This is a genomic window from Bdellovibrio sp. (assembly GCF_036384735.1).
Taxonomy (GTDB): domain Bacteria; phylum Bdellovibrionota; class Bdellovibrionia; order Bdellovibrionales; family Bdellovibrionaceae; genus Bdellovibrio.
In genome coordinates, this window is record NZ_DASVLT010000043.1 from 88,542 (window position 1) to 114,061 (window position 25,520).

General features: G+C 44.4%; 23 protein-coding genes. 10 read left to right on the plus strand and 13 right to left on the minus strand.

Features of this window, described 5'->3' with window-relative positions:
* Window positions 1–17 precede the first annotated feature (17 nt).
* Window positions 18–1,067 carry a CpaF family protein gene (locus VF412_RS12320; RefSeq protein ID WP_331339550.1) on the plus strand — a complete coding sequence of 350 codons (1,050 nt, stop codon included), beginning with the start codon at window positions 18–20 and terminating at the stop codon, window positions 1,065–1,067.
* A gap of 84 nt (window positions 1,068–1,151) precedes the next feature.
* Window positions 1,152–1,691, plus strand: coding sequence for a PilZ domain-containing protein (locus tag VF412_RS12325; RefSeq protein ID WP_331339551.1), 540 nt, complete (start codon window positions 1,152–1,154; stop codon window positions 1,689–1,691).
* Here VF412_RS12325 and VF412_RS12330 read toward each other — a convergent pair.
* Complete coding sequence (locus tag VF412_RS12330) at window positions 1,688–2,611, minus strand: LysR family transcriptional regulator (RefSeq protein ID WP_331339552.1); 924 nt, start codon at window positions 2,609–2,611, stop codon at window positions 1,688–1,690. The genes VF412_RS12325 and VF412_RS12330 overlap by 4 nt on opposite strands.
* Window positions 2,612–2,687: 76 nt before the next feature.
* Between VF412_RS12330 and VF412_RS12335 the strand changes: the two genes are divergently transcribed.
* The 4 genes from VF412_RS12335 (at window position 2,688) to VF412_RS12350 (ending at window position 5,610) form a co-directional block, all read left to right on the plus strand.
* On the plus strand, window positions 2,688–3,287 hold the full coding sequence (locus VF412_RS12335) for a YceI family protein (protein WP_331339553.1): 600 nt from the start codon (window positions 2,688–2,690) through the stop codon (window positions 3,285–3,287).
* A gap of 5 nt (window positions 3,288–3,292) precedes the next feature.
* Entirely contained in the window at window positions 3,293–4,063 is a 771-nt protein-coding gene (gene ygiD / locus VF412_RS12340) for a 4,5-DOPA dioxygenase extradiol (RefSeq protein ID WP_331339554.1), read from the plus strand.
* Between the two features lie 151 nt (window positions 4,064–4,214).
* Window positions 4,215–4,892: a hypothetical protein gene (locus VF412_RS12345; RefSeq protein ID WP_331339555.1), complete on the plus strand. Its 678-nt coding sequence runs from the start codon at window positions 4,215–4,217 to the stop codon at window positions 4,890–4,892.
* Entirely contained in the window at window positions 4,882–5,610 is a 729-nt protein-coding gene (locus tag VF412_RS12350) for a hypothetical protein (RefSeq protein WP_331339556.1), read from the plus strand. The genes VF412_RS12345 and VF412_RS12350 overlap by 11 nt, the downstream gene beginning before the upstream one ends.
* Window positions 5,611–5,638: 28 nt before the next feature.
* On the opposite strand, the gene VF412_RS12355 is transcribed toward VF412_RS12350, so the two are convergent.
* Window positions 5,639–8,797 carry an efflux RND transporter permease subunit gene (locus VF412_RS12355; protein WP_331339557.1) on the minus strand — a complete coding sequence of 1,053 codons (3,159 nt, stop codon included), beginning with the start codon at window positions 8,795–8,797 and terminating at the stop codon, window positions 5,639–5,641.
* A 295-nt stretch (window positions 8,798–9,092) separates the two neighbouring features.
* On the opposite strand from VF412_RS12355, the gene VF412_RS12360 reads away from it, so the two are divergent.
* Genes VF412_RS12360 through VF412_RS12370 form a run of 3 tightly spaced genes read left to right on the plus strand, consistent with a single transcriptional unit; the run spans window position 9,093 to window position 12,299 of the window.
* Window positions 9,093–9,842, plus strand: coding sequence for a hypothetical protein (locus VF412_RS12360; RefSeq protein ID WP_331339558.1), 750 nt, complete (start codon window positions 9,093–9,095; stop codon window positions 9,840–9,842).
* A complete protein-coding gene (locus VF412_RS12365) occupies window positions 9,836–11,320 on the plus strand; it encodes a TolC family protein (protein ID WP_331339559.1) in 1,485 nt (494 codons plus the stop codon). Before VF412_RS12360 ends, VF412_RS12365 begins: the two co-directional genes overlap by 7 nt.
* 16 nt (window positions 11,321–11,336) lie before the next feature.
* On the plus strand, window positions 11,337–12,299 hold the full coding sequence (locus VF412_RS12370; protein ID WP_331339560.1) for a hypothetical protein: 963 nt from the start codon (window positions 11,337–11,339) through the stop codon (window positions 12,297–12,299).
* Window positions 12,300–12,374: 75 nt separating this feature from the next.
* On the opposite strand, the gene VF412_RS12375 is transcribed toward VF412_RS12370, so the two are convergent.
* The 9 genes from VF412_RS12375 to VF412_RS12415 form a co-directional block, all read right to left on the minus strand.
* Complete coding sequence (locus VF412_RS12375; protein WP_331339561.1) at window positions 12,375–14,171, minus strand: ABC-F family ATP-binding cassette domain-containing protein; 1,797 nt, start codon at window positions 14,169–14,171, stop codon at window positions 12,375–12,377.
* A gap of 41 nt (window positions 14,172–14,212) precedes the next feature.
* Window positions 14,213–15,706 carry a polysaccharide deacetylase family protein gene (locus tag VF412_RS12380; RefSeq protein WP_331339562.1) on the minus strand — a complete coding sequence of 498 codons (1,494 nt, stop codon included), beginning with the start codon at window positions 15,704–15,706 and terminating at the stop codon, window positions 14,213–14,215.
* A gap of 121 nt (window positions 15,707–15,827) precedes the next feature.
* Window positions 15,828–16,769 carry a hypothetical protein gene (locus VF412_RS12385; RefSeq protein WP_331339563.1) on the minus strand — a complete coding sequence of 314 codons (942 nt, stop codon included), beginning with the start codon at window positions 16,767–16,769 and terminating at the stop codon, window positions 15,828–15,830.
* Window positions 16,769–17,809: a hypothetical protein gene (locus VF412_RS12390; RefSeq protein WP_331339564.1), complete on the minus strand. Its 1,041-nt coding sequence runs from the start codon at window positions 17,807–17,809 to the stop codon at window positions 16,769–16,771. Before VF412_RS12390 ends, VF412_RS12385 begins: the two co-directional genes overlap by 1 nt.
* A 97-nt stretch (window positions 17,810–17,906) precedes the next feature.
* Window positions 17,907–18,566 carry a leucyl/phenylalanyl-tRNA--protein transferase gene (aat, locus tag VF412_RS12395; RefSeq protein ID WP_331339565.1) on the minus strand — a complete coding sequence of 220 codons (660 nt, stop codon included), beginning with the start codon at window positions 18,564–18,566 and terminating at the stop codon, window positions 17,907–17,909.
* Window positions 18,567–18,569: 3 nt separating this feature from the next.
* Entirely contained in the window at window positions 18,570–19,640 is a 1,071-nt protein-coding gene (locus VF412_RS12400; protein ID WP_331339566.1) for a PQQ-dependent sugar dehydrogenase, read from the minus strand.
* A 20-nt stretch (window positions 19,641–19,660) separates the two neighbouring features.
* A complete protein-coding gene (locus VF412_RS12405) occupies window positions 19,661–20,293 on the minus strand; it encodes a hypothetical protein (protein WP_331339567.1) in 633 nt (210 codons plus the stop codon).
* Between the two features lie 8 nt (window positions 20,294–20,301).
* Window positions 20,302–20,730: an SRPBCC domain-containing protein gene (locus tag VF412_RS12410; protein ID WP_331339568.1), complete on the minus strand. Its 429-nt coding sequence runs from the start codon at window positions 20,728–20,730 to the stop codon at window positions 20,302–20,304.
* Window positions 20,723–22,171, minus strand: a complete 1,449-nt coding sequence (locus tag VF412_RS12415; protein WP_331339569.1) for a RecQ family ATP-dependent DNA helicase — start codon at window positions 22,169–22,171, stop codon at window positions 20,723–20,725. The genes VF412_RS12410 and VF412_RS12415 overlap by 8 nt, the downstream gene beginning before the upstream one ends.
* 215 nt (window positions 22,172–22,386) lie before the next feature.
* Here VF412_RS12415 and fusA point away from each other — a divergent pair, with 215 nt between their 5' ends.
* On the plus strand, window positions 22,387–24,495 hold the full coding sequence (fusA, locus tag VF412_RS12420; RefSeq protein ID WP_331339570.1) for an elongation factor G: 2,109 nt from the start codon (window positions 22,387–22,389) through the stop codon (window positions 24,493–24,495).
* A gap of 83 nt (window positions 24,496–24,578) precedes the next feature.
* On the opposite strand, the gene VF412_RS12425 is transcribed toward fusA, so the two are convergent.
* Both VF412_RS12425 and VF412_RS12430 read right to left on the minus strand, forming a co-directional pair.
* The gene (locus VF412_RS12425) at window positions 24,579–25,028 is read right to left on the minus strand and encodes a hypothetical protein (protein ID WP_331339571.1); all 450 of its coding nucleotides are present in this window, start codon (window positions 25,026–25,028) and stop codon (window positions 24,579–24,581) included.
* Between the two features lie 290 nt (window positions 25,029–25,318).
* On the minus strand, window positions 25,319–25,459 hold the full coding sequence (locus VF412_RS12430; protein WP_331339572.1) for a hypothetical protein: 141 nt from the start codon (window positions 25,457–25,459) through the stop codon (window positions 25,319–25,321).
* Between the last annotated feature and the right edge of the window lie 61 nt (window positions 25,460–25,520).

The window sequence follows — 25,520 nt, forward strand, 5'->3', positions numbered from 1 at the left end:
TTTCCGATACGAAAGCTATGAAATTGGATTACGGCCCTTTGGCAGCACTTATCACAGATACGACAATCACGGAAATTATGGTGAACTCACCAGATCAAGTTTTCGCTGAACATCGTGGCATGCTTGTCGAAACCGGCCTTCGTTTTATCGATGAACGCGCATTGTGGGATTTTATCTTTGCGGTATTGCATGCGGACAGCAAAGACAAATCACAGGGGACTGCTTTCGATGGAACCCTTCCCGATGGCAGTCGCTACAGCATTGTATTGCCACCAATGACGCCAAAATATCCGTGCATCGCTATTCGTAAGTTTCAAACAAAACGTATGAACCTAACGGATCTTGTGAATAACAAATCTTTGAATGACAAAGCCGCGCACTTTTTATCACAAGCTGTAAAAGCAAAAATGAATATTATAGTTTCCGGCGGCACGGGCTCGGGGAAAACTTCTTTTCTACAAGCTTTGACGTTTGAAATTCCGTCAGAAGAACGTATTGTCACAATCGAAGATGTGACCGAGCTTAAAATCCAACATAAAAACTGGGTGCAACTTTTGGCTGTGAAAAACGGACCAAATCCGGTTTCAACCCGTGACTGTCTTGTAAGCTCTTTACGCCTTCGCCCTGATCGTATTTTGGTCGGCGAATGTCGCAGAGAAGAAACCTTCGACATGCTTCAAGCAATGAACACAGGTCATGAAGGTTCGATGACGACGGTGCATTCAAATTCTCCACAAGAATGTCTGACTCGTCTTGAAAATCTGCTCTATATGGCGAATCTCGATTTACCTTTAAAGGCACTTCGTACACAAATCGCCAATTCAATTAATTTTATTGTGCAAGTAAAACGACTTTCGAATGGACAGCGTATTGTCTCGGAAATCATGGAAGTCTCGGGCATGGAGGGTGACGTGATCACTCGCGGTCCTGTCTTTACTTTGGACAACAAAGGCGAGCTTGTTCCAGCTGGCTATGTTCCTCGCTGCATAAAAACTATGCAGGCTCGCGGACTTAATTTCCCCGAAGGATTCTTTGATCCTAGCAAGCAATTCAAACGCGCGGCTTAATTTGAGACATGAAAAATTCATTTCTCTCGAGGAAAAACCCGTTCAAGCGTCAAGAGCCCGACCTTTTTTGCCGAAAAGTTTCGTATGACAAGTCTTGCTCGCTATCACGGTCGCTCTCCTAGATACATTCTCGATACCGAGGATGAGAGTCTCGTCCGTGTTGCAGGTCCCAAACAAGTTCCGTGGGAAGAAGGCACACAAATCAAAAATGTGTCGCTGACAGGTCTTGCCTTTACAGCTCCTGATGATTTGTGTCCACTTTTGGGTGAGGTGATTAAAATCCAATTCACCCCACCGGGCACAAGACAGATGGCATGTTATGGAATCGTGACTCGCTTAGAAAATATCACGGACTCACGGACATTGGTTGGCGTGCACTTCTATAAGATGGAAATGTCCCATCGAATTGCTCTGGCTCAAGGCTTGGCAAGACGTTTTAAAGAAGCTCAAGATCGCGGTCATATTGATGATCTGCTAAATCGCCCTTCTTCGAAAATCAGTCTTAGCAATTTCCCCCAGCTTGTCATGATGGGATTGCTTGCTGGATTATGGTGTATGACGATCTTCTCGCTCTTCCACTTACAATACGAAGGCATTTACAAACTGTTCTTTAAGTTGTTCTAAACCTCTTCGAACTGATCTTTCAGACGTTTCGCTGCGAACTCCACAAACTTTTTGATTTTCAAAGGAACTTCTTTTTGTTCAGGAGTCACCAAGCTAATGGGAACCTCTTCACTATGCAAATTGCGATGCAAGTGCACCAGGCGCCCTGCACGAATATGCTCTTTACAAATAAATTCTGGAATAAATGCGATTCCCCAACCTGCTAAGGCCATGGACAGCATCATTGTTGGATTATTACTTCCAAAAATAGCATTCATTTTTAAATTCATCTTTTTTCCATCACTGCTGCGAACAACATTGATTTGATTTTGCGAGATGAACCCAAGGAATGGCAGCTTCGTTAATTGTGCCAGGTCCTCTGCATCCTTATAGCGCTCAACAAATCCCGCAGAGGCCACAAAGATACTTTTAACCGCAGAGACTTTCTTCACTCGTAAAGAGCTGTCCTTCAAACGCCCAATACGCAATGCCACATCAATCGATTCTTTCACCAAATCCACATAAGCTTGAGTCAGCAAAACCTCGAAACGAATGCGTGGATACAATTTACGAAAATCATCTAGAACACCGGCAAAGCGGGGGCCACTCATATCATCAGGGGCCGTCACTTTGATGACCCCTGAAATTTCCGAGGTCGCGTCACTCATTTCTGTTGTGAGGTTTTCCAAACCTTCAATCAAACCGCGACAACGCTCGTAATAAATGCGCCCATTTTCTGTGAGCTGAAACTGTCTCGTTGTGCGATAGATGAGCTGGATTCCCAACTCCTTCTCTAAGGCTGCCAAGCGGCGACTGACGCGGGACTTTGGTTGACGCAAAAGCTCTGCCGCTTTGGTAAAGCTTCCCGCCTGGACGATTCTCACAAAGGTACGAATTTGATTGAGGTCTAATTGTTCCATAGTTGCAACAGTATATCTCATATATGTCACCTACCGCAACAACGGCTTTCGCTCGATACTAAGTTCATCCAATAAACTTATAAAAGGAGAAAACCCCATGACTAAACTTTTGACCTCAGCCTTCGTCACATTGCTAGCTTCTGTGTCTTTCGCAAAGACAATTCCAGCGGGAACATACGCTATCGATACAGCCCACTCTAAAATCGGCTTTGAAGTTCCCCACTTAGTAATCGCAACAGTAGAAGGTCGCTTCACAAAGTTCGACGGCTCTATCACAATCGATCCTACTTTGAATAAATCCAAAGCAACTTTGAATGTGGATGTTGGCAGTGTCGATACTGACAATAAAGACCGTGATGCTCACCTGAAAAGCCCAGACTTCTTTGACGCAGCAAAAAATCCTAAGATGACTTTTGTCACTAAAAAGATCGTTGGCAGCGCTGATGATTTGAAACTGGTTGGCGATTTGACAATCAGAGGTAAAACTAAAGAAGTGACTCTTGATGTGAAATACTTGGGTGATGTGAACGATCCATTTGGAAATCACAAAATCGTGTTCAATGCTTCTGGTAAAATCAACCGTAAAGACTTCGGTTTGAACTGGAGCAAAGCAGTTGAAGCAGGCCCTGTTGTTGGCGACGAAGTGACTTTGTCTATCAAAGTTGAAGCTAACAAGCCTGTTGATAAGAAAGGTTAATTTTTATGACTCGCATGCCTGTGCTCTTTGTGGGGCACGGGTCTCCGATGAACGCTCTAGATAAGAATGCTTTCACGGAGTCCCTTGCAACTCTCGGAACAAAACTTCCAAGACCTCAGGCGATTCTTTGTGTCTCTGCTCATTGGGAGACACAGGGAACACAAATTCTCTACAATGCCGCTCCTCCGACGATTCATGACTTCTATGGTTTTCCAAAACCATTATTTGACATGCAATACCCTGCCCGAGGACCAATGAGCCTGGCTCGTGACACACAGAAACTTCTGCCCGGCTCAACATTGAACGAGAAATGGGGCTTGGATCACGGAACTTGGTCAGTCTTGGTACATATGTATCCACACGCTGATATCCCTGTGTACCAACTGAGTATCGACGTGACGAAAACTCCTGGACAGCATTTGGAAATTGGCAAATTGCTAAAACCACTTCGCGACCAAGGAGTTTTGATTCTCGGCAGTGGTAACATCGTCCATAACTTGCGACTGATCAATTGGCGCGAACCCAAATCAGCTTATGATTGGGCAAAGGAATTCGACGCTGATATCAAAGTAGCCCTTGAAAATCGTGACGCGGACTCTCTGGCGCATTATGAACAAAAATTCGGTTCTGTGGCAGAGAAATCTGCTCCCACGCCAGAACATTACTATCCGCTGCTCTATACCTTTGGCGCCACGGATGAAAAGGATCAACTTTCATACCCTTACGAGGGCTTTGAAATGGGATCTCTGTCCATGCGCAACGTTCTTTGGTCATAACCATTAAGCCCGCTTTTCATAGCGGGCTTTCTTTATCTCCCATTAGCCGTTCTTATAAGTGCCATCGACCCAACTCGCGGTGTCGTTGCCTTCGTTTTTCTTCGACAAGCTCACAAATGTTTAATACAGATTTGGGGCAGAGGGGGAAACAATGAAGGGATTTATCTTTTCGTTACTTATTTTAGGGGGACTAACTGCGAAGGCGGATTTGCAATTCGATCGCAGCATTTCAGCAGCTACTAAGGCGCAAATTCTTCAAGACCTGGATTTCGTCAAATCAATGCAAGGAAGTGGTGGCTCTGCATTCTACAAAACAATCTTTGAAAAACCGGTTTTGAATGGAACTGATCTGCTGGCTTTCTTTAACCAACGTATCACGACATTCAACACAAATTCCTGTGGTGGTGGCAATGCAGTTGCGGCCTGTGTGATTCCTTGGATGGATTCAAACACAATGTGGATCACACCAAACTATGTGAAAAACAGTCTTCCACAAATCTATCGCATCAGCATTATCTTCCACGAATCTCGTCACACGGAAGACGAGCACAACAACTGGGGTCATGTGAACTGTCCAGTTCCTTACTTGGATGACAACGGTAAAGACATCGTCGGCATCATCTCAGGAACAAAAATGGAGGGTTTGCCTGCCTGTGATTCTACGAATATCGGCGCTTACGGCCTTCAGGCTGTTCTTTTGAAAAACGTAGAAAAGAACTGCAGCAACTGTAATCAGAAAACTCAAATGGATGCGCAATTGTTCGGTGACGACACCATCAACCGCATCAGCAATTTGACAGCAAGAAAACAATTGCAAAATGACCTCTAAAAAATTCAATCCCGTCGCCATTGCGATCTTCATGATCCTAGCTGCGGGAATGATTTTTTATGCATTAAGATCTCTTCAGCCAGATTCAGGGAAGAATTCATCTGAAGAGATTGCCTCACCAACACCCGAACAAACTCAAATACCTGTCACCACGACCGTTCCGCCGAATCAAGACAACGTACCGGTGAGCAACGAAACAGCCAGCGATTCACAAACGCAAAAACAATTGCAAATCTTAGAAGAAATTCTCGCCAGTCATAACGACAACGATCCACGCATGGATCACGACTTGATGATTCTTGGCGAAAACACAAAGGCAAAGTTCCGCGAAAAATATAAAAGCTTGCCTGTTGAAAAACGCAACGATCGCGGCACTATTGTTTTTCTATTAGGTCGTAATATGACCTCTGCCGCAGATTTCGATTTTATGAAAGATGTTTTAAGCGAGCCGCCTTGCTTAAGTCTTTCTGATTGCTCGACTATAGAAGTGGGCGGCGACAACAAAGACCATGACGAACACCAAGGCAGCGGCTTTGCAATGGTACTTGCTTATCCGCAAATCGTGGCTCTTCATTCTTTGCAGGGTTATCTCAATAACAAATCTGCTGATGCCGCGATGTCTGATCGCGCTCGCGATCTTATTAGCGACGCAAAACACTCTCGCGTAAATGAAGTTTCCAAGATGGCTGAATCTATCGAGTCGAAATTAACTCACTAGATAAAACAGTTTGGCAGAAGGCCCCGGGCTATCCAAGGGCTTCATCACCTACAGCCGCAAAGGCCTGTTTCGTTTTCTCGCGAATCTCATCGCGTTTTCTGAATTTATCCAACAACGAATAAATACAAGGAACGACGAATAATGTCAGAGCCGTTGAAACCAAAACACCACCGATCAAGCAGATGGCCATGGGGCGCATCGTTTCAGAACCCGCACCCTTTGCTAAGGCTGAAGGAACTGCCGCCGCCATTGTTGCGATGGATGTCATAATGATCGGGCGAAGACGAATTGGGCATGCTTCTGTCAACGCCTCAATAGCATCTTCAGTCCCACGGTCACGAACGGTGTTGGTAAATTCAATCAATAAGATCGAGTTCTTCTTCACAATCCCCATCAAAAGAAGCAAACCGATCATCGAATACATATTCAATGTTTGTCCCGAAATCAAAAGCGCAAAGAAGGCTCCGCTAAAGCTGAAAGGCAATGCCATTAAAATCGCAATCGGGTCAATGAACGAATTGAACTGGCTCGCCAAGACCATATAGGCAATCACAAGCCCCATGACTAATGCAAAGATCAAGCTCTCGAAAGATTCCTGGAAGGATTTCGCATTACCTGATTGATTGATCATGTAACCTGGTTCCAAAGTCTTCTCTGCAATTTTTCCAATTTCCTGCATTGCCACTTGCTGACTGACGCCTGGTTTTAAGTTCGCCGTGATCGTAATCGCACGCTGACGATTCTGCCGGGAAATCTGTTGCAAGCTGGGGTTTGTTTCCTGAGTTGTCACTTTGGGAAGTGGAATTAGGTTTCCTTTAGCATTGCTGATGAATAAAGTTTTGATTTGTTCCATCGGACGACCCTCGTCGTTTAGCTTTACGCGGATATCGTAACGATGACCACCTTGCGGATACTCCCCAACTTTCACGCCACCGATCAACGCATTCACTGTTGTACCAATAGAAGAAACACTGACGCCGTGTTGAGCTGAGGCCTCACGGGTTGGCTTAATTTGAATTTCTGGCATCCCCAACAAGTAATCAGTGTCGATATCCGCCATCAAACCGGTTTTATCCATTTGGGTCATAATACTTTGCGAGAACTTCGCAAGCTTATCCCAATCCGTCCCTACGACCGTAAATTCAATCGGATAACCTCTACCAGATGAAAAACCACGTTGTGACAAATCCATCAAGATCGGGCGCACATCTTGAATTGTCAGCATAAACTTACGAACCTCTTGCATAAACTCTTGTTGAGTCAGCACGTGCCCTGCCGCTGCGTCTTTAGGACGATCATCAAAATCTTTCATCGAAATAAACATCATCGACTGATTAGCGTCGGAAGATGACTTCTGTGTACCCGACCCAAAACCTCCGACAGCAACATAGACTTGCTTCACCTCCGGACGCTTTAACAGCCACTCTTCAATCTTCTTCGTCTGTTGATCTGTGTAAGCTAACGAAGTTCCTACGGGCATCATAATACGCGCAATAAAAACGCTTTGATCCTGCACCGGGGTCATCTCTTTACCTAAGAACTTCACCGAAATGAACGACATACAGACAAACACGATAGAAGTGATCACGACAGTCCAGCGATATTGAAGAGTCTTACGAAGAAGCGCATCGTATTTTCTTCGCAACAAATCCATGAAGGACTCAAACGCTTTGCCAATCTTTGTGGTTCTTTCGCCATGATGAACAAAGCTTGCACAACGCATAGGAGTGATCGTCAAAGACTCTAACAACGAAAGTGCAACTGCGATCGAAATCGTCACACCAAACTGCATGAAGAACTTCCCGATGATCCCCTTCATGAATGCCACTGGAAGAAAGATTGCGATAACCGCCGCTGTCGCCGCCATCGCCGCAAAACCAATTTCGCGCGCGCCGATAATCGCAGATTCAATTTGCCCACGACCTTCTTCATTATACCGGAAGATATTTTCCAAAACCATGATCGCATCGTCGACAACGATACCGATGGCCAGGGTCAATCCAAGAAGAGTGAATGTATTTAAAGTATAACCAAGGAAGTACAAACCAATGAAAGCTCCAAGCAGCGAGGTCGGAATCGACAGCAAGACGTTAAACGTCGCCGAAAAACTTCCTAAGAACATCCAACACACAAGTGAGGTCAACAAAACCGCCATCATTAACTCGTGAGTCAACTCATGCACAGAGTCCTCGATGAACTTGGTACTGTCGAAGTTCACCCACACTTGCATACCCTTCGGCATTACTTTATTTAGCTCGACAATTTTTTCTTTTACAGAGCGAGCTACCGCTACGGCATTCGTTCCACGTTGTTTTCTAATGCCGATACCCAATGCCGGTTTCCCATTGAAACGAGACAAACGACGAACTTCATAAAGACCAAAATTCGCATCGGCGACCTGACTTATCTTCACCATGTTTGTCGGGTCTTGAATCGCTTGACCGCCGCGACGACTGATCACAATAGAGCGGAATTCAGAAACGGTCTTCGCCTCTCCCATCGTACGAACATTGAAAGATTTTTTGTCAGTCTCGAGGAAACCACCCGGAATTTCCGAATGCTCGTTAGAAACGGCATCCATCACGTCATTGACCGCGATATTATATTTCATCAGATCTTTAGGACGAACCATGACTTCCATCACAGGATCCGTATAACCCCCTAAGCTGATGTCCCCTACACCCGCCACCGTCGAGAAACGATCCTTCAAAAAGTCACGCGCATACTGAGCCATGAACAGTGGATCACCATCATAAGTCACCGCCAGCCACAAAATCGGCTGGTCATCAGGATTTGTTTTTGAAATTGTTGGCGCGTCGATCTCTTTCGGCAAAATTTTTTGAGTCGCAGCCACACGCGCCTGCACATCTTGCAAAGCCACGTCGATGTTACGATCCAAATCAAACTCCACCGTGATATTTGCAGAACCGGATTTACTGCTAGAGGTAATATTTTGAACCCCTTCAACGGCCATCAACGCGGATTCGATAGGATCAACAACTTGGGTCTCCATAACTTCTGGAGCTGCCCCATCCATTGTGACTGAAACGTTTACAGTCGGAAAATCGACGTCAGGCAATTGACTGAGTCCCATGCGCGAGAAAGAGATCAAACCAAAGATCATCAGGCCGAACATCAACATCCACGCAAAGACGGGATTTTTAATCGAAATATCCGATAGTCTCATGTACTTATAGCTCCTTGGTCCGCAAATTTAGGTAAACTTACTTGTTTAATCCACCGCAAACAAACAATACATTGCCCATAACCTATTGATTTTTGTGAATTCTTAAGCAACCTTAGCATCCTAATCGGTTGTTGACACAGCCCCGCCGAAAGACTATTCCTGACGCCGTTTTTACAAACAATTTAGGGATGCATCATCATACCTCGACGGAAGTGATTTCCCAAAGGGTCCAGTGCGGATTTGGGCTCAAGTCGCGACAGATGAGTGCATGATTCTCTTCAAATCCGGGGTGACTATGAAATCGATCCTTCTTGCAAGTTTGCTTCTTTCCTCTGCAGCGATGGCTGAGACTTCATCTCTGAGCTTGAAACAACAAGCAATGGCAGAAAATAAAATCGATGGACAAGCACAAAAAACAGCATCGGATGCACAAGTTGCTCCAGGCATGCTGTCTCTTAAAGATCCTCGTCCGGAAGTTATCACTCGCACATGGGTTTACTTTGCTGGCTTCACTGCGGAAAACTTCCAACCTCGCGGAACAGTTGCTACGGACGAAGTGGGTAACTTCAATCTTGGTAACAACGGCAGCACCTTCATGCCTGGTCTGACAGTGGGGTTCTTGACTCCTGAAATGACGACAGGCCCTCTTGCCTGGAAAGTCGGCGTGCGTGGGAACGGCGCCTTCTCTTCTCAAGGTGTGTCTTTGACTTATCCAAACGGTTATCATGTCAGTGATGCTCGTTTGAACACAATGTTATTGGGTGTAGGTCCGACAATGAGTTTGTCATGGACTCGCTACAACTGGTTGGCGTTCACATTCACGCCTCAATACGGTTCAGTAAATTACACACAAACTTCTTCGAATGACTTCGCCCGCTTCTCGAAACAATCTTCTTATCTTGGTTTGAACTTCGGTTTAGACTTCCAAGTCGCGAAGAAATGGTCCGTGTTCACAGAGTATCAAAACAGAAACATGCGTGATTCCAATCAAGATATCGCACTACAAAAAGACAACTTTGAATTAGGAACAAAAGTCACATGGTAAAAAGCCTTATTGCACTTCTTAGTACGACAGCAGCCTCTGTGGCGATTGCCGCAGACCCAACTGCGACAACAGCGTCGGCTAAAGAGATTATTTTGAATCAAAAGACTGTGGCAGAGCTCGCTCTGTCTCAAGGTTATCAGACAAAACAGGTCAACCTTCAATACCAGACTTATCGTTTGGCTGTTGCTCAAGTGCTTTCAACTTACGACTGGAATGTAGCCGCGGCGACCGGTTACCAATACGACAAGAGTGTTAGTCTGCTGAATATTGGTAATGCCGAGCTCGACAATAAACTTCAGCAGTACCAAACGACCATCAGCTTACAAAAGCCATTCACCTCAGGCACATTGCTCGGGGTTGAATTAAGCCGTCTTTCACAGCAAGCGGATCTTGACCCTGCAAGTCCCTTCACCGCGCCAGACAACCAAACTGCTGATTTGGCAGGGATCACTCTCGAGCAATCACTGTGGGGCAACTTCTTCGGTAATGCCGATCGCGCGACCGTAAACGCTGCAAACTACAATTACGATGCCCAGTCCATCTTGCGCGCTAACGATTTAGAGAATGTCGTTCTCGATGCCATCCGCCAATATTGGACAACATACACAGCTCAAGAAAATTTCAAAGAAGCTATCACTTCGCGCGATCGTTATAAAAAGCTTGTCGATGCGGTGAAACGTAAAACGTCTTTGGGCTATTCAAATCCTGGTGACTTGCCACAGGCACAAGCAGAGTTTGAAACTCGCGAGCAAGCCGTTAAAACCGCTTCAACTGATTACTTGAACAACTTGACGACTCTTGTGACTCAACTGAATTTGGATCCAAATGCAGATATCAAATTCATGCCGACAACTTTATTGCCGCCAGTTCCGAAGCTTCCACCGAAAAATGTCGAAGACTTGCGCGCTATCCGTTCGCAAAAACTAAAGGTCTCTGCGGCGAAAGAGTCTCTGGATGCTTCGAAATCGTTGAGCTATCCGACCTTGAACCTCGTGGGTAAAGCCTACACGTCAGGTTGGGGCGAAAACTCAAGAGATTCATACTCACAGCTGACTTCTGGCGACAAACCGAAGTACTACATCGGCTTGCGCTTTGCTTACCATTTCGGATCTGATGTTCAAAACGAAGATGTTGTGAATAAAAAGATCAACAAGGATTTGGAAGAGACTCGCTTGAGTTTACAAACTCTGCAGGCGACTGATGCTCAAACGCAAGCTGAACGACGAGTGCAAGAAACTTATGCCGTTGCGTTGAGCGCAGAAAAACAAAAGAGTTTCCGTGAAAAAGCGGCGCAAGAATTGAACCGCTCTTATGCGCAAGGAAGAACTGATATTTCAATTTTGATCACTGCGATGAATAACTTCGTAGCAGCTGAGGTTGCATACATTCAAGCTGTGGGTAACTACCACATTGCCCTGAATGAATGGGCTTCGACTCGTGACGAACTTATTCCAGACACGTCTTCAGAAAACCGCTAGTTAGGGGAAGGTTTATATGATGAAAAAATTAATTCTTACAGTTGCTTTGCTTGGCCTTGCATCTTGTGCTTATGATCAAGATAAATCAGGATCGTCTGCACAAACCAAAAGGCTCCAAGAACAAAATGCGCAGGTTCAACAGAACTTCTCTAAAATAGCTGGCGTTTATTCCGGCATTTTGAAAACTGTCACTGGTGACGAGAAAATCCAAATCAATCTGAGCATCTTGGCTCAGGATGCTGGAACTCAAAATTCTGATGGCACAGAAGTTATCCGTTACGTTCAATCTGCTACTTACATCAAGATCAATCCATTGGGTGCCCCCTTGGTGAACTTTTCTGTCAGCTACATTCCAGAGACTGGCGATATCACTTTAGTGAACCAGACAAAGTCGACTGATATCGATGAGGTGCACACTGTATTTGCTCGTATCGTAAACGGCCACATGACTGGCACAGTCAGATCGACTGCGGGTATTCGCGGCACTTTGAACCTTGATTTGTCTGCAAATCAAACTGCAAATCCACCAAATGGCGCACAAGAAGAATACAACGAACGTCGCCGTCAACAATTCGCCGCTCTTGCGGGTTCTTATGTTGGTTGCGTTCTTCCAACAGACGACGGCAGTGTAAAAGCTGGTTACACAGTTTCTATGAGTCTTTCTTTGTATGAAGATGGCACGGACGAATCAAACACGGTTCCTCGTCTGGCGGGTTCCTTCCACCGCGATTACGATACAACTGGTGGTTTGGATGCAGCCTTGAGCGCGACTTATCGTCCTGATCTGACTCCTGCGACTTTGAACATCGTTGGTAAACCATTCATCGCGACGACTGGTTATGTTTCAACGTTCCAAGGCACTTACGCTGATGGAAGCTACACAGGTACTTTCACTTCTACGAAAAAAGGTCTTGAAGGAAGCATCTTCCTTCAAAAAGGAAAAGCATACCCTACTCAATGTGCTGACCTAGTGAAGTAATTTGAAATTTAGATTCTAAAAACTAAAAGAGCCAGGATAATGTCCTGGCTCTTTTTTTGTATCCTGTTTCAATTCTTACTTTTGTTCCAGCTCAGCCCAGCGAGCATAAAGTCTTTCAATTTCCGCCTGAAGCTTGGCGATCTCGGTATAAAGCTCTTGCACCTTCCCTGCATCACTTACGATATGAGGCAATGTTGACTCTGTCTGAGCCGCTGCCAAACGATCTTCCAGACCCAAGATGGTGCTTTCCATGTTTTCAAGTTCGAACTTCTCTTTAAAGCTCAATTTTTTGGGTTTTCCAGAGGCAGCCTTGGCTTCTTCTTTCGCTTCCACTTTCTTTTGGTTTTCTAGGTCCTTTTGTTCCTCGAACCATTCTTCCCATTGCAAGTAGCCAGCGAATCTTTCTAGCGTATTATTACCGTCAGAATTTTTATGGAAATAGATGATCTCTTTTGCGACCTGATCCATGAAGTAACGGTCATGGGTTACAAGAATCACGGCGCCATTGAAGTCGCGAAGTGACTCCTCAAGAACGCCCAAGGTTGCCACGTCCAAATCGTTCGTTGGCTCATCCAATACAAGCACTTGCGCTTCATTCAACATCAACTGAGCAATACGTAAACGTGCCTGCTCACCACCCGATAGTTTTTCTACCGGCAAATCCATTTGCTGACGATTGAATTGAAAACGCTCTAGGTAGCTGCGAGCGAAAACATAAGTGCCTTGGTAGTGGACGTAATCCCCATCCGGGCAGATATTTTTTAACACGGACTGTTTTGGGTTCAGCGTTTCGCGATTTTGCTCGAAGTAAGCAACTTTTAAACGTTCAGCCTGCTTAACTTCACCCATGTCAGGAACTTCTTGACCAAGCAAGATACGAATCAATGTTGATTTTCCGGAACCGTTATCACCCAACAAAGCCATACGTGTTTTCGGAGTCACCATGTAAGTGAAGTCCTTAAACAGAATGCGACCATCATAAGCTTTTGTGATGTGACTCACTTCCATCAATTTCTGCGGATTGCGATCGGCATCCTTGAACTCGATTTTTACCGTGCGAGCTGCATTTTTCGATGAAAGCTCTTCCACGTCTGCTTTCAAAGTTCCCGCACGATCAATGCGGGCTTTTTGTTTCGTCAGACGGGCTTTTGCTCCACGACGAAGCCATTCCGTCTCGCGACGAAGAGTGTTCTTCATCGTCAGTTCTTTGGCTTCTTGACCTGCCATCATCAACTCTTTTGATTCAAGATACTGAAGATAACCGCCATTGCTTGCGAAAAGATAGTTTGGATTTTTTGGATCAAGGTCAAAGATCTTGTTCGTCACGCGTTGAAGAAACAAACGATCGTGGGTGATGATCAATGTTGCGAACTGCGCTTTTTCGAGGAACTCCTCGAGCCACAGAATACTGCTTACGTCCAAGTGATTCGTCGGCTCATCCAGAAGTAAAAGCTCTGGCGACAAGATCAACTCGCGCGCTAAAGCTACGCGCTTCTTCCAACCACCGGATAAATCTTCAACTAAGAATTGATCGCCGAATTGAGACAGCTCAAGACGAGCCATCCACTCATAGGCTGGGCCGATATGTTCGTTGTAGTCACCACGACTTAAGATCGCATCAAGAATTGTTTCACCAGGATTGAAAGTGGGCGTCTGTTCAAGAAAACCAATACGCAAACCTTTTTTACCAGTAACATCCCCAGAGTCAGCATCCATTTGCCCCGAAAGGATTCTAAGAAGAGTCGACTTACCAGCTCCGTTGGGTCCAACCAGACCAATACGATCCCCTTCTTCAATGCCTAGACTGACATTTTTAAAGAGAACTTTTCCAGCGAAAGCTTTTTCGAGTTTGTGGGTATTAATTAAAAGCATGGGCCCACTCTATACAAGTTAGGCCCATTTTTCATTGATTTTTATTCGTTAGATGCGTTTGCAGTGCGAATTCTGATAGTATCCGCGATTTGCTTTTTCAATCTGCTGATCTCATCGGCATTTTGTCTGCTGTTAACCTGAAGCGCTCTCACTTGAGCTTCCATAGCGCAAACCTCGGGTCCCACTGGAACTAGTTCGGGCTTTGTCAACTGCGGCATAAGGCTATAAAAATCCACTTTCGCTTTAAATGCAGAACTATCATAAACTTGTCCATCTGCAGTACGCGGAGGAAGTATTTGAGACATAGAAATTCCGTGTGAGTGCATATATTGATCCGCTTGCTCTACCACAGTACTTCTCTCATGACGATAGTTAGCCGATGTCAAAAGGACTACTTTATAACCATTGTCAGCCAAATAATTCAAAATTAGCGGAAGAGTATCCACAGTTTGTTGATGGATATCGTGGAATAATACGATTCCTCTGTCCTTCATGCTAGCCGGTTTTTCCTGGAAGATCACATGGCCCGTATTATCTACAACCTTCTCGCCCTTTAACTCCATCACAAAGGTGCGAAGAATTGTTTGACGACGTTTTTCATAATCAGAGATTACGCCCGGAGAGTAAAACCAATCATGACTGTCAGCGTTCCAGCGGAAATCTTTAAGACCTAACTCTTTTACGTTACGTCTCATATCAGAGTCGGCATCACCGTTAGGAAAACGGAAAAAAGGATCAACATAGTTTTGAGCGTTATAAACTCCAATGTGTCCTGAAATCATCTCTGCTAAGAATTGATCGTAAGAGATTTTGCCGCATCTTACTTTTGAGGCCATCATCAAAGTGTGAGTAAACGTATGAGATCCAAGGATATGACCTTCCTCTAATACACGCGACACAAGTTTTTTATTTGAAAGCGCATTACTTCCTAAATTAAAGAAAGCAGCCTTCACACCTGCTTTTTTCAACATATCCAAAATATGCGGTGTTGTTGATGCTCGTGGACCATCGTCAAATGATAACATGACCTCTTTAGGGCCTAGACCCTCATAACTAAAACGATCTCTATTTTCATCTACTTCGCGAATTTCAAAGGCAATTGGGCGAATGTTGGCAATGTCCGATTCCATATCGAAAGATGCATGACGATTTTTTAGGTTGAATTGAATCTTATTTAATAAGGCCGTACGGCATCCCGCCAAGGATTTCGAAGTGGCATCAGATTCGATAATACTGCCAACATATTCTAATTCGTTAGCATCTATGGTCTTGAGATGATCACACAGAGCCTGATTTGATAATGCACTCGGACCTGGGGAACCCATGAATCCTTGCAATTGATGATAGCGCTCATCCCATTCATTGCCATTCTTAGCGGCGGCGATCTGCTTCATACCTTTAGAGTATTCAGCTTTAATGCGCTTCATTTCTTTTAAGTATTCTGTAGATTGCACATTTTGCGCAAAACTGCCGGAACTGTAAAGGCCTGCAACAGCAAGAACAGACAATAAAGACTTGATACTTCTAGAAGTCATATGTTCACCTCGCTTGCTCATCATGCTAGAGCTGTACCAATTCGAGTCGCCTTCTTTTGGATATGAGATAAAAAGTAAAGGCCAAAGAACAATTTATGCGTCACTATGTCTAACTTTTAGACTACTGTAAGTTCTCTTGTGTCATCGTTCGCAAGGCTGCCTCTTGGAAGTCTTTTGCAGGAATAGCTTCACCCTTCATATAATGAACAACTAAGTCAGCAAAACTATGTTCAAAATATCGGACTACCTGAAATGCTGAAGTGCGAGCTATCAATTTCCCATCTACGATGATTTTTAATTCTTCTCCGTAAGGATCAAGTCCTAACTCTGTCGCGAAATCATTGTCTTTCTTTTTTTTCGCCTCATCTGAAAAATCAAGATGTTCACACCACAAAAACTCATCGCTCTGTTCGGGATTTTTATTATATTCGCAGGCAATCCAGATCCTACGCAAGACTACCGGACTGACGGATACACCGCTCTCACCTAGTGGAACCATAGTAACTCCATCAAAGTGATCGTTCTTCAGAACGAATTTCAACAAGGACAGATCATCAAATTGTCTCAGAAACTGCCTTCTCATCTCCAATAAATATATAGAATGCAAAGATTCCGAAGATACCTTCGAGCAGCTCACCTTTTTCAGAACATCTATGATAGGCGAGAAGTTACTTCCATTAGCCCTAATAAACTTCAACATCAATGAAACCTGGATATCTTCGCATTGTAGATTACTTTTAACGAAAGCAATACTTGCATCGTTCAAAGCGCCTGACTGAGCTTTGCTGTAAATTTCATCAATAGCCTTAGCATATTCAGTATAATTATTCGGCAAATCTGATTGGATAGATTTCCCTAATACAGAAGCTTCAGCCATCTCACGTTCGATGACGTGAATTTGCTTATACGTCACTTCTGCAGCAGAAGGCTCAGCATCTGCTTTATCGTATGTGATAACCTTAGCTGTCGTCTTACCTAGATTTTCAGATCGCGTCTGGTCTTTTGAAAAACTGCAACCTGATATTATGAAAAGAAATACCGCACATACACATGAAAGCTTCATTATTCGTCGCCTCCAGTGTCGTCTTCAGAACCTGTATTGTAATAGAATATTTCATGCTTGAGAACAGCATTAATTCTTTTGCATGGTCGCATTGATGAAAGCGTTAACTGATAGTAGAAAATATCGGTTGCCCGATGCTTTTCGACCAATGAGTTCCATTTGTCTCTGTCTGTCTGAGATAGCTTGGTACTGCAGCTAATTAAGGCTTGAGGGTCAACCCTCAGCTTCATTCCATTTTCATAAATCTCTATCGATAAATTCTCTACGGACCCGAGATCGAAAATAAGTGAAAGCATTGTCGAGCTTGAGAAATCACTCATGAAATCACTGGCAAGTTCATTTTCAGCCCAGCGTTGCAATGTTTCTGTCGATATATTGCCGCGAAGTGAGCTGCATACAGGTGACTGCATGACCCCTTTAATTGCTGATTGGGGATCAGACAACGGACTCACATCAGGTATATAGTCTCCCGCATCTGGGTCAGATTTATATGTTTTATAATATTCCATATCTAAAATGGTCGCGATTAGATCAATGCATCCGTGGATTTGGAAATTCTTAGATCGTAACTCAGAGTCCAGACTTCCCTTTTTCATAAGATCAGGAATCTGACTCGTGAGCTTTAAAAGCAACGGACGTTCGAAGCTTCCAATTAAATCTTTGAGATTTCCATTTAGTCTTAGCTCATCTGCCGATTTTTCATTGTACAAAAACGGGTTATAATCTTTTGATAGTAAGAATTCGATGACCTTTGTTTTCTTTAAACCAATTGCCAAATCCAATAGGCTTTCGTCATTCGTCGACTTGATGGCCTCAAGATAGCTCATCGGTTGTTCTTTAATTTTTTCGATAAATGCATCTTCCGACATGCTTGAAATAACAGCTAAAGGCTGTGCTATCAATTTATCTTGCTCTTGCAGGACAACTACTTCCGGAGCGGGTTTTTCGGGGTCTTTTTTGAATGAGCAGGCACTTACGGCGAGGAGTACTGCCGCAAGGGTGCATTGTCTCAAAATGAGAAACAGTTGACGCTTGTTCATTCGACACTTTGAGGTGCAAAACGGAATCCCGATTGGGCTTCGTTTAGTGGAATTTGGACGCTCAAAAAGTTGACACTTCCAATTTAGGGCATACAGGCTATTCGACGGCTAATTGCTGATGGCGCTCTTCGAGCATTTGCAAGAAGTCTTCGCGCTCGACGTATTTGCCACCCATAGACTCGATCACCGGAGTCACCATCTGAACATCAATCCAACTGTGACCAAGATTCGAAAGATGATCGACCATCGCCCAAAGCGCAAGCTTCGAGGCATTTGGTTTTTTATAGAACATGCTTTCACCACTGAAAACACCTTGAACAAGAACGCCGTACATTCCACCGATTAGAATATTGTTTTCGCGAACCTCGGCAGAAATACAGAAACCTGCTTTAAAGAAATCCAAGTATGCGCGCTTCATGATTGGTAAAATCCACGTGCCTTCTTGTCCTGGACGAGGCTGCTTCGCGCACTCTTCGATGACTTGATGGAAGTCACGATTGAATGTCACTTGAAGTTGTGGATTTTTACGACGGAAGCGACGCAAACTTTCTGGAACATGGAAATCATTGAAATCTAAAATCCCACGACGTTCTGGTGAAAACCACAACATCGGAAAGCCCGCTTGAGGCCAAGGGAAAATACCTTTCGAATAAGCAGAATACAAAGTGCCCACATCAAGCTTTCCGCCCACGGCAAGAACTCCTTCTGCCATGGTGTCACGCGGATTTGGAAAATCGACTGAGGAAAGCAACTTCACGAACTATTTTCCTTTGTAAGTTACACGATATATAACGCCCGCCTTGTCGTCAGAAACTAAAAGCGATCCATCTTTTAAAACTTCAACATCAACAGGACGCCCCCAGGCTTCATCACCTTGCAACCATCCCTCGATGAATCCTTCAACCTTAATAGGCTTACCATCTTTCAATTTCACAAAGGTCAAACGATAACCTTGAGGTTGGGTGCGGTTCCAAGAGCCGTGCTCTGCCAATATTATGCCGTTGCGATATTCGGGTGGGAACATCGAGCCTGTATAAAATCTCATCCCTAAAGCTGCCACGTGCGCACGCAACTCAACAACCGGCGGGGTAAACTGCGCGCAATCTTTTTTGCCAAACTCGGGATCTTTTAAATTTTTGCCGTGGCAATAAGGATATCCAAAGTGTTCGCCCACTTTCGTCAGATGATTCACCTCATCCGGAGGCATGTCATCACCCAACATGTCTCGACCGTTATCAGTGAACCATAAATCCTTTGTTTGTGGATCCCAATCAAAGCCCACGGTGTTGCGCACACCTTGTGCAACCATCTCTTTAGATTTTCCATTGACGTCAATGCGATAGATGCGACCGTAATCAGTCCCCGTTTCGCAGATATTGCAATTAGCACCCACTGGAACATACAACTGACCATCAGGGCCGAAACGAATAAACTTCCAACCATGATGCTCATCAGAAGGAAATGTTTGCGGCAATGCGCGCAGAGGTTTTTGCGGTCTCGTAATTTTCCGTGGCAAGTTGAATTCTAGAATGCGCGGAATTTCTGCAACATACAGTTTGCCATCTTTGACAGCAACGCCATTGGGCTCTTTAAGACCTTCGGCAAAAACAGAAACTTTGCCGTTTTCAATCATATAAACTTTGTCGCCCGTTCGAGTTCCAACAAAGATGCGACCGTCTGGAGATTGCGCAATCGACCGTGCGTTAGGAACTTCCGCAAATACAGAGATATGAAAACCCGGAGGCATTTTCAATTTTGCCAACGGCAATTTCACCGCCGCAAAACTGATAGAAGACATCAATGCTATTGCAAAAAATAAAGATGCGTTCACCTTTGCCTCCGTTTTAGAAATTACTTCTGAGCTTTCTCTTCTTTCACTTTTTGTGCATGTCTCGCTTCAGAATTTTTCTTCATCATATCGACTAACTTCTGTGTTTCTGGAGAATTGGGCTTATCCAATTCCGCCAAAAGTTGGGCCACGCGATTTACGTTCGAGCTCCAGTCGTTAATAATCAATTGATTCTTTGGCATGAAGCTGTTCATTTCGCCATCCCGAGAAGGCAAAATGCGCAAATCACGATTCAAAACGTCCACAGTCAAATACTTAGGCGTATAGATATAAGATACCATACGTTCAGGCTTCAAGGCTGGCACTTGTGTTGTGACTTCCAACAAATTTCTTTGTATATTACGTGCTGTCATGATGACCATTGTGTCACCCTGTTTTGAAATCGCAAAACCATTCACCGCCAAAGCGGAAGATAGTTGATTGAATGCTTCTTCAACTGAAATTTTTTCTGGCATTAAGATTGTCACGCGACCACGAACACCCGGATCAAGAATAAATTTCTGACCAGACGCTTTCGAATAAGCTTCGATCACTTTCGACAACTCTTCATTCTGAAAAGTGAATGGAATAGTGTCAGCAGCCTTAACCGCGATAGCTTGCAACACGAGTGCAAAAATCAAGAGTCCCTTTTTCATGTTCTCTCCTACATGTCTAAATATTCTTTGAGTTCTTTCATGTGGAACGTCCATCCCACTTTAAAATCTTTAAAAACTTTCTCGCGACGATCTTCAGGCAAGGTTTCCCAGCCCGTGTGCTTTAGTTTCAAAGTGCTCTTCTTACCTTCTTCCGTGATTTCGAAAGAGCACTCTGTCGTTGCATTTTTGGGCCAACTTTTTTCACGCCACGTAAAAGTGATGTGCTTCATTTTTTTTAAAGCTAAAACTTTTCCGGAAGCCATTTGTTCGTTGCCGGCGTCGTCTTCCCAGTATTCGTAAAACTTGCCATTCACTTTCGGTTCAAGCTTTACGTCTTCGCCCCACCAGTTTTCAAGTTCATCAGCGTCTGTCAGCGCATTCCAAACTTCGCCCACTGTAGCTTTCACCGTAATCGACATTTCAATTGCTTTACCCATTTGCATTCCTTTGACAGATATCGCACTTTCCACATGGAGTTTCGTGCTGGTGTCCAAAATAATGATAAATTCTATTTAAGCGACATTCTGTATCCTGTGTCGCCCACTGAACCATCTCTAAAAGTTTGGTGTTTTGTGCGCGTAAGATCAAGTCACCATTTTCAACCGAGAACTGCTCTTCTGTCGGCTCGTGAATACAAGCATACGGAAATGGATCATCTGACTTTTCAAGACAGCCCCAGCGTTCTAAAATACTGACCGCAGCTTCCACGCGGAAGTCGCGACGGTTTTTAAAATTCATTTGTTCACGCAAGAAATCAAAGCCCTCTTGATTCACACGCAGGCGGTTGTCGTTGATAAGCTGATAAACTTTGCGAATGAAAGAAGCATCAGGATGGGACCATTTTAAGAACTCCATCTGGATGCTGACGTCGTCTTGGTCGTACAAAAGATGACAAGAGGATTCTTTGCCATCACGCCCCGCACGTCCTACTTCCTGGAAGTAAGATTCAATGGCGCTTGGAAGCTCAACGTGTACAAGCAAGCGCACATTATTTTTATCAATCCCCAAACCAAATGCTGGAGTCGCCAACATCAATGGTGCCTCGCCGCTGATGAAACTTTTTTGATTGCGCTTACGGTCTTGAGGGGAAAGATCCCCGTGATAAACCAAGTGCTGGATGCCCAATCGATTGAGCGAGCCTGAGATCTTTTTCAAAGTTTGTATGAGCGAACAATACACAATCGCCGTTCCATCATGCTGATGACGAAGAGCTACGATGGCGCGGATTTTTTCGTCGATGCCGTAAACATCGTGCACGTTCAAAGACAAGTTTGTGCGCTCGATGCCTGCGGAAATAATTTCGGCATCAGGGATGTTCAACTTTTGCAGAATATCTTTTTGTACGGAGGGCGTTGCAGTCGCTGTGAGCGCCAAAGTGGGCGGATTACCTAGCAAGGTACGGAACTCCCCCACCCGAGAATAGTCCGGGCGGAAGTCATGACCCCATTGGGAAATACAGTGCGCCTCATCTACTGCCAAAAGTTGAATCTTGCGACCCTCGATGGCTTTAAGGAATTCAGGCTTGCGGAAACGCTCTGGCGTCACATAAAGGAGTTTATAGTCCCCCTTGGCTAGACGGTCCTGGCGCTGTTCACGCTCATCTCGAGTTAAAGTGGAATTGAGGCACGTCGCGGAGATTCCAAGATCTTTTGCTTTCAGAACTTGATCCTGCATGAGCGCGATCAGAGGAGAAATCACGATCACAAGTCCCTCTCGGATCTTTGCAGGGAATTGAAAACAAAGGCTTTTCCCCATTCCCGTCGGCATTAATGCGAGGAGATTTTCATTTGCCCAAACCTTGCGCAAAATCTCTTCTTGCTCGCCTCGAAAAGATGTAAACTCAAAGTTCTGTTTTAGGAGATCGCGGAGGTCATTCATGCCACCAAGCTTACGTTAAGCCAGAGTCGGAAGGTACGCCGTACCTTTTTGCGATGCTTTGCATCATTGATCTGGCCTATTCTTTTTTTGCATCTATATGTAATTGATGGTACTTCGAGTACTTTCATAAAAGTAACTTTTAAAACAAGTGGCTAAATCCTTTGGCGAAAAAGCCGAAGCGCAAAGAAATCACTACAGATAACGAAGGGTAAGTTATGTCCAAAAAATGGAATATTGATATGGTCAGAAATATCGGTATCTCGGCTCACATCGACTCGGGAAAAACCACACTTTCTGAGCGTATTCTGTTCTATGGAGGTAAGATCCACGCTATCCACGAAGTTCGTGGTAAAGACGGCGTCGGCGCTACAATGGACTCCATGGATCTAGAGAGAGAAAAAGGTATCACGATTCAATCTGCTGCAACTCAGGTTCAGTGGAAAGACTACACAATTAACTTGATCGATACACCGGGGCACGTGGACTTCACAGTAGAAGTTGAACGTTCTCTTCGCGTTCTTGACGGTGCGATCCTAGTTCTTTGCGGTGTTTCTGGTGTTCAATCTCAGTCCATCACAGTTGACCGTCAAATGAAACGTTACGGCGTTCCTCGTTTGGCATTCGTGAACAAATTGGACCGTCAAGGTGCCAACCCGTTCCGCGTTAAAGATGCTTTGGTTGAGAAACTTCGTTTGAACGCAGTTATGGTTCAAATCCCAATCGGTTTGGAAGACCAACACCGTGGTATCGTTGACCTTGTGCAAATGAAAGCTTTCATCAATGAGGGTGAAGACGGTGAGAAAATCACTGAAATCGAAATCCCAGCTGATCTAGTTGATCAAGCAAAAGAATACCGTCAAACATTGATCGGTGCTTTGGCTGATATCGACGATTCAATCGGCGAAAAATTCTTGATGGAAGAAGAACCAACTGTAGACGAAATCAAAGCGGCAATCCGTAAAGGTGTTATCGCATTGAAATTCGTTCCAGTATTCTGCGGTTCTGCTTACAAAAATAAAAACGTTCAGCATTTGTTGGATGGCGTAACTTATTACTTGCCAACTCCAGCGGAAAAACGCGAACAAGCTCTTGACCTTAACAAAGGCGAAGAGAAGTTCGATCTATTCCCAGATGCTAACAAACCGACTGTTGCCTTGGCGTTTAAACTTCAAGAGACTCCATTCGGTCAGTTGACGTACATGCGTGTTTACCAAGGTAAACTTGCTAAAGGTGCTTTCATCACGAATCAAACGAACAAGAAAGCCGTTAAGATTCCTCGTCTAGTGCGTATGCACTCTGACAAGATGGAAGATATCGAAACAGCTTACGCTGGTGACATCGTTGCATTGTTCGGTATTGACTGTGCTTCGGGCGATACTTTCTGCTCTGAAGACATCAATGCTTCTATGCAATCTATGCACGTACCAGACGCAGTTATCAGCTTGGCAGTTGCTCCAAAAGATAAAGCTGCAGCTAATAACTTCTCTAAAGCGTTGCAGAAGTTCCGTAAGGAAGACCCTACTTTCCGCGTTCACCGTGACGAGGAATCAAATGAGACTATCATCTCTGGTATGGGTGAGTTGCACTTGGAAATCTATGTTGAGCGTATGAAGCGTGAATTCAACTGTGAAGTTATCGTTGGTCAACCTCAGGTTGCTTACCGCGAAACTATCTCTCAGTTGGCTGAATTCGATTACACTCACAAAAAACAAACGGGTGGTTCGGGTCAATACGCGAAGATCGTTGGTAAAATCCAACCTCTTCCACCACAAGAAGATGGCGCAGTCTTCAAATTCGACAACAAAGTTGTCGGTGGTCGTATCCCTAAAGAATTTATCCCAGCTGTTGAAGAAGGTTTCAAAGAGCAAACTGTTAAAGGTCCATTGATCGGCTTCCCGATCGTTGGCGTTGAAGTTGTTCTTGAAGACGGCGCGTACCATGATGTCGACTCATCATACATGGCGTTTAAAATCGCTGGTATGGCGGCTCTTCGTGAAGTTTACGCTGCTGCGAAACCAACAGTTCTTGAGCCGATCATGAAGCTTGAGACTGTCGTTCCAGATGAATATCAAGGTTCAGCGGTTGGTCAAATCAACCAACGCCGTGGTACTATCGTTGGAACAACTGCTTTTGATGGCAACTGCGTGATCGAAGCTGAAGTACCATTGACAGAAATGTTCGGTTACTCAACTGATCTACGTTCTGCTACTAAAGGTAAAGGTGAGTTCTCTATGGAATTCGCGAAGTACATGCCAGTACCTCGTAACATCCAAGACGAACTTGCGAAGAAATACCAAGCGAAGCGCGCAGCTGAGCAGAAGTAGTTCTGATTTAAGATTTTTCTTAAATAAAAAAGCCCGATGGAAACATCGGGCTTTTTTTTGCTCAAAATTCACTGCTCGATTCTTTAGAGCGGCCAGTTGTTGCAGAACGTGTCACTATCTTGCGAAAGAACCTTCTTAGAAGCTTTATCCAGCACTGTGCGAGTGATCGTTGTGCAGGTCTCTGAGGCACTCATATCCTCATAACTGATTTCTGTATAAACTAATGTTGTGCCGCGATCTTCGACTTTCACACCCGGGGCCAGTTTCTTGCCTTGGTTCTTCACATAAAAAACTTCGCCAATCATTCCACCTTCAGAGCCGCTGTCATAGCCGCCGCCATCAAAGGAACCACCGCGTGAATTTCCCTCGTAAGTTTCCTCGCGAGGATCTGGGCGCTCCTCCCCGTTCTTTCTTTCATCACGATCTTTCGGTGCAGGTTCTGATTTCTTCGCAATCATATCGGAAACTGCCAACGTTGCAGAAGGGGCTGCCAATGAAAATGCAACCAGGGCTGTAAGAACAAGTGCTTTCATAAAACTCCTTTATGGATGGGAAAGGTGCTTTGATAGCACAGACGATGGCTCTCGCCCTAGTTTCGAAAGAGAAATTGCGAAAGTTTCATCACTGCCAACAACAGTGACAAAACTTCACGGAAGTGAAACTCTTGTGACGAAAATCACAATTGAGAAATTTATTTTGTAAGTACCGAATCAAAGGATTTTTTTCGCAAAGAAACTCTGAAGAGGAAATTCACAAATTAAAGAAAAAACTTTTGTGAATTTGACCTCGACGCAATCTCTGTAGCAACTTCAGCGGCAGGCTCTCAATACTCTTTCGGATGTTTGCCTGTGGCAGATTTTTTTAATCCCACATGAACAGATTTTTTGGGTTTGCGCCCACTAATTTTGCCGAGTTGTGTAGCCTTTTTGGATTCAAGTTTTTTATAGAGTCTTTGGTTTTTCATAAACCCTCTCAGCATGATGACTTCTTTAGAATAAACCTGGGAGCAAAGCTTGAACAGTTTC

What these genes read in the sequence shown, in the direction of transcription:
- VF412_RS12425 (WP_331339571.1), bottom strand. Translation starts at nt 25,028, where the DNA reads ATGAAAGCACTTGTTCTTACAGCCCTGGTTGCATTTTCATTGGCAGCC.
- VF412_RS12350 (WP_331339556.1), top strand. Translation starts at nt 4,882, where the DNA reads ATGACCTCTAAAAAATTCAATCCCGTCGCCATTGCGATCTTCATGATC.
- ygiD (WP_331339554.1), top strand. Translation starts at nt 3,293, where the DNA reads ATGACTCGCATGCCTGTGCTCTTTGTGGGGCACGGGTCTCCGATGAAC.
- VF412_RS12345 (WP_331339555.1), top strand. Translation starts at nt 4,215, where the DNA reads ATGAAGGGATTTATCTTTTCGTTACTTATTTTAGGGGGACTAACTGCG.
- VF412_RS12375 (WP_331339561.1), bottom strand. Translation starts at nt 14,171, where the DNA reads ATGCTTTTAATTAATACCCACAAACTCGAAAAAGCTTTCGCTGGAAAA.
- VF412_RS12405 (WP_331339567.1), bottom strand. Translation starts at nt 20,293, where the DNA reads ATGAAAAAGGGACTCTTGATTTTTGCACTCGTGTTGCAAGCTATCGCG.
- VF412_RS12355 (WP_331339557.1), bottom strand. Translation starts at nt 8,797, where the DNA reads ATGAGACTATCGGATATTTCGATTAAAAATCCCGTCTTTGCGTGGATG.
- VF412_RS12370 (WP_331339560.1), top strand. Translation starts at nt 11,337, where the DNA reads ATGATGAAAAAATTAATTCTTACAGTTGCTTTGCTTGGCCTTGCATCT.
- VF412_RS12320 (WP_331339550.1), top strand. Translation starts at nt 18, where the DNA reads ATGAAATTGGATTACGGCCCTTTGGCAGCACTTATCACAGATACGACA.
- VF412_RS12325 (WP_331339551.1), top strand. Translation starts at nt 1,152, where the DNA reads ATGACAAGTCTTGCTCGCTATCACGGTCGCTCTCCTAGATACATTCTC.
- VF412_RS12415 (WP_331339569.1), bottom strand. Translation starts at nt 22,171, where the DNA reads ATGAATGACCTCCGCGATCTCCTAAAACAGAACTTTGAGTTTACATCT.
- VF412_RS12365 (WP_331339559.1), top strand. Translation starts at nt 9,836, where the DNA reads ATGGTAAAAAGCCTTATTGCACTTCTTAGTACGACAGCAGCCTCTGTG.
- fusA (WP_331339570.1), top strand. Translation starts at nt 22,387, where the DNA reads ATGTCCAAAAAATGGAATATTGATATGGTCAGAAATATCGGTATCTCG.
- VF412_RS12380 (WP_331339562.1), bottom strand. Translation starts at nt 15,706, where the DNA reads ATGACTTCTAGAAGTATCAAGTCTTTATTGTCTGTTCTTGCTGTTGCA.
- VF412_RS12385 (WP_331339563.1), bottom strand. Translation starts at nt 16,769, where the DNA reads ATGAAGCTTTCATGTGTATGTGCGGTATTTCTTTTCATAATATCAGGT.
- VF412_RS12360 (WP_331339558.1), top strand. Translation starts at nt 9,093, where the DNA reads ATGAAATCGATCCTTCTTGCAAGTTTGCTTCTTTCCTCTGCAGCGATG.
- VF412_RS12330 (WP_331339552.1), bottom strand. Translation starts at nt 2,611, where the DNA reads ATGAGATATACTGTTGCAACTATGGAACAATTAGACCTCAATCAAATT.
- VF412_RS12410 (WP_331339568.1), bottom strand. Translation starts at nt 20,730, where the DNA reads ATGGGTAAAGCAATTGAAATGTCGATTACGGTGAAAGCTACAGTGGGC.
- VF412_RS12335 (WP_331339553.1), top strand. Translation starts at nt 2,688, where the DNA reads ATGACTAAACTTTTGACCTCAGCCTTCGTCACATTGCTAGCTTCTGTG.
- VF412_RS12390 (WP_331339564.1), bottom strand. Translation starts at nt 17,809, where the DNA reads ATGAACAAGCGTCAACTGTTTCTCATTTTGAGACAATGCACCCTTGCG.
- VF412_RS12430 (WP_331339572.1), bottom strand. Translation starts at nt 25,459, where the DNA reads ATGAAAAACCAAAGACTCTATAAAAAACTTGAATCCAAAAAGGCTACA.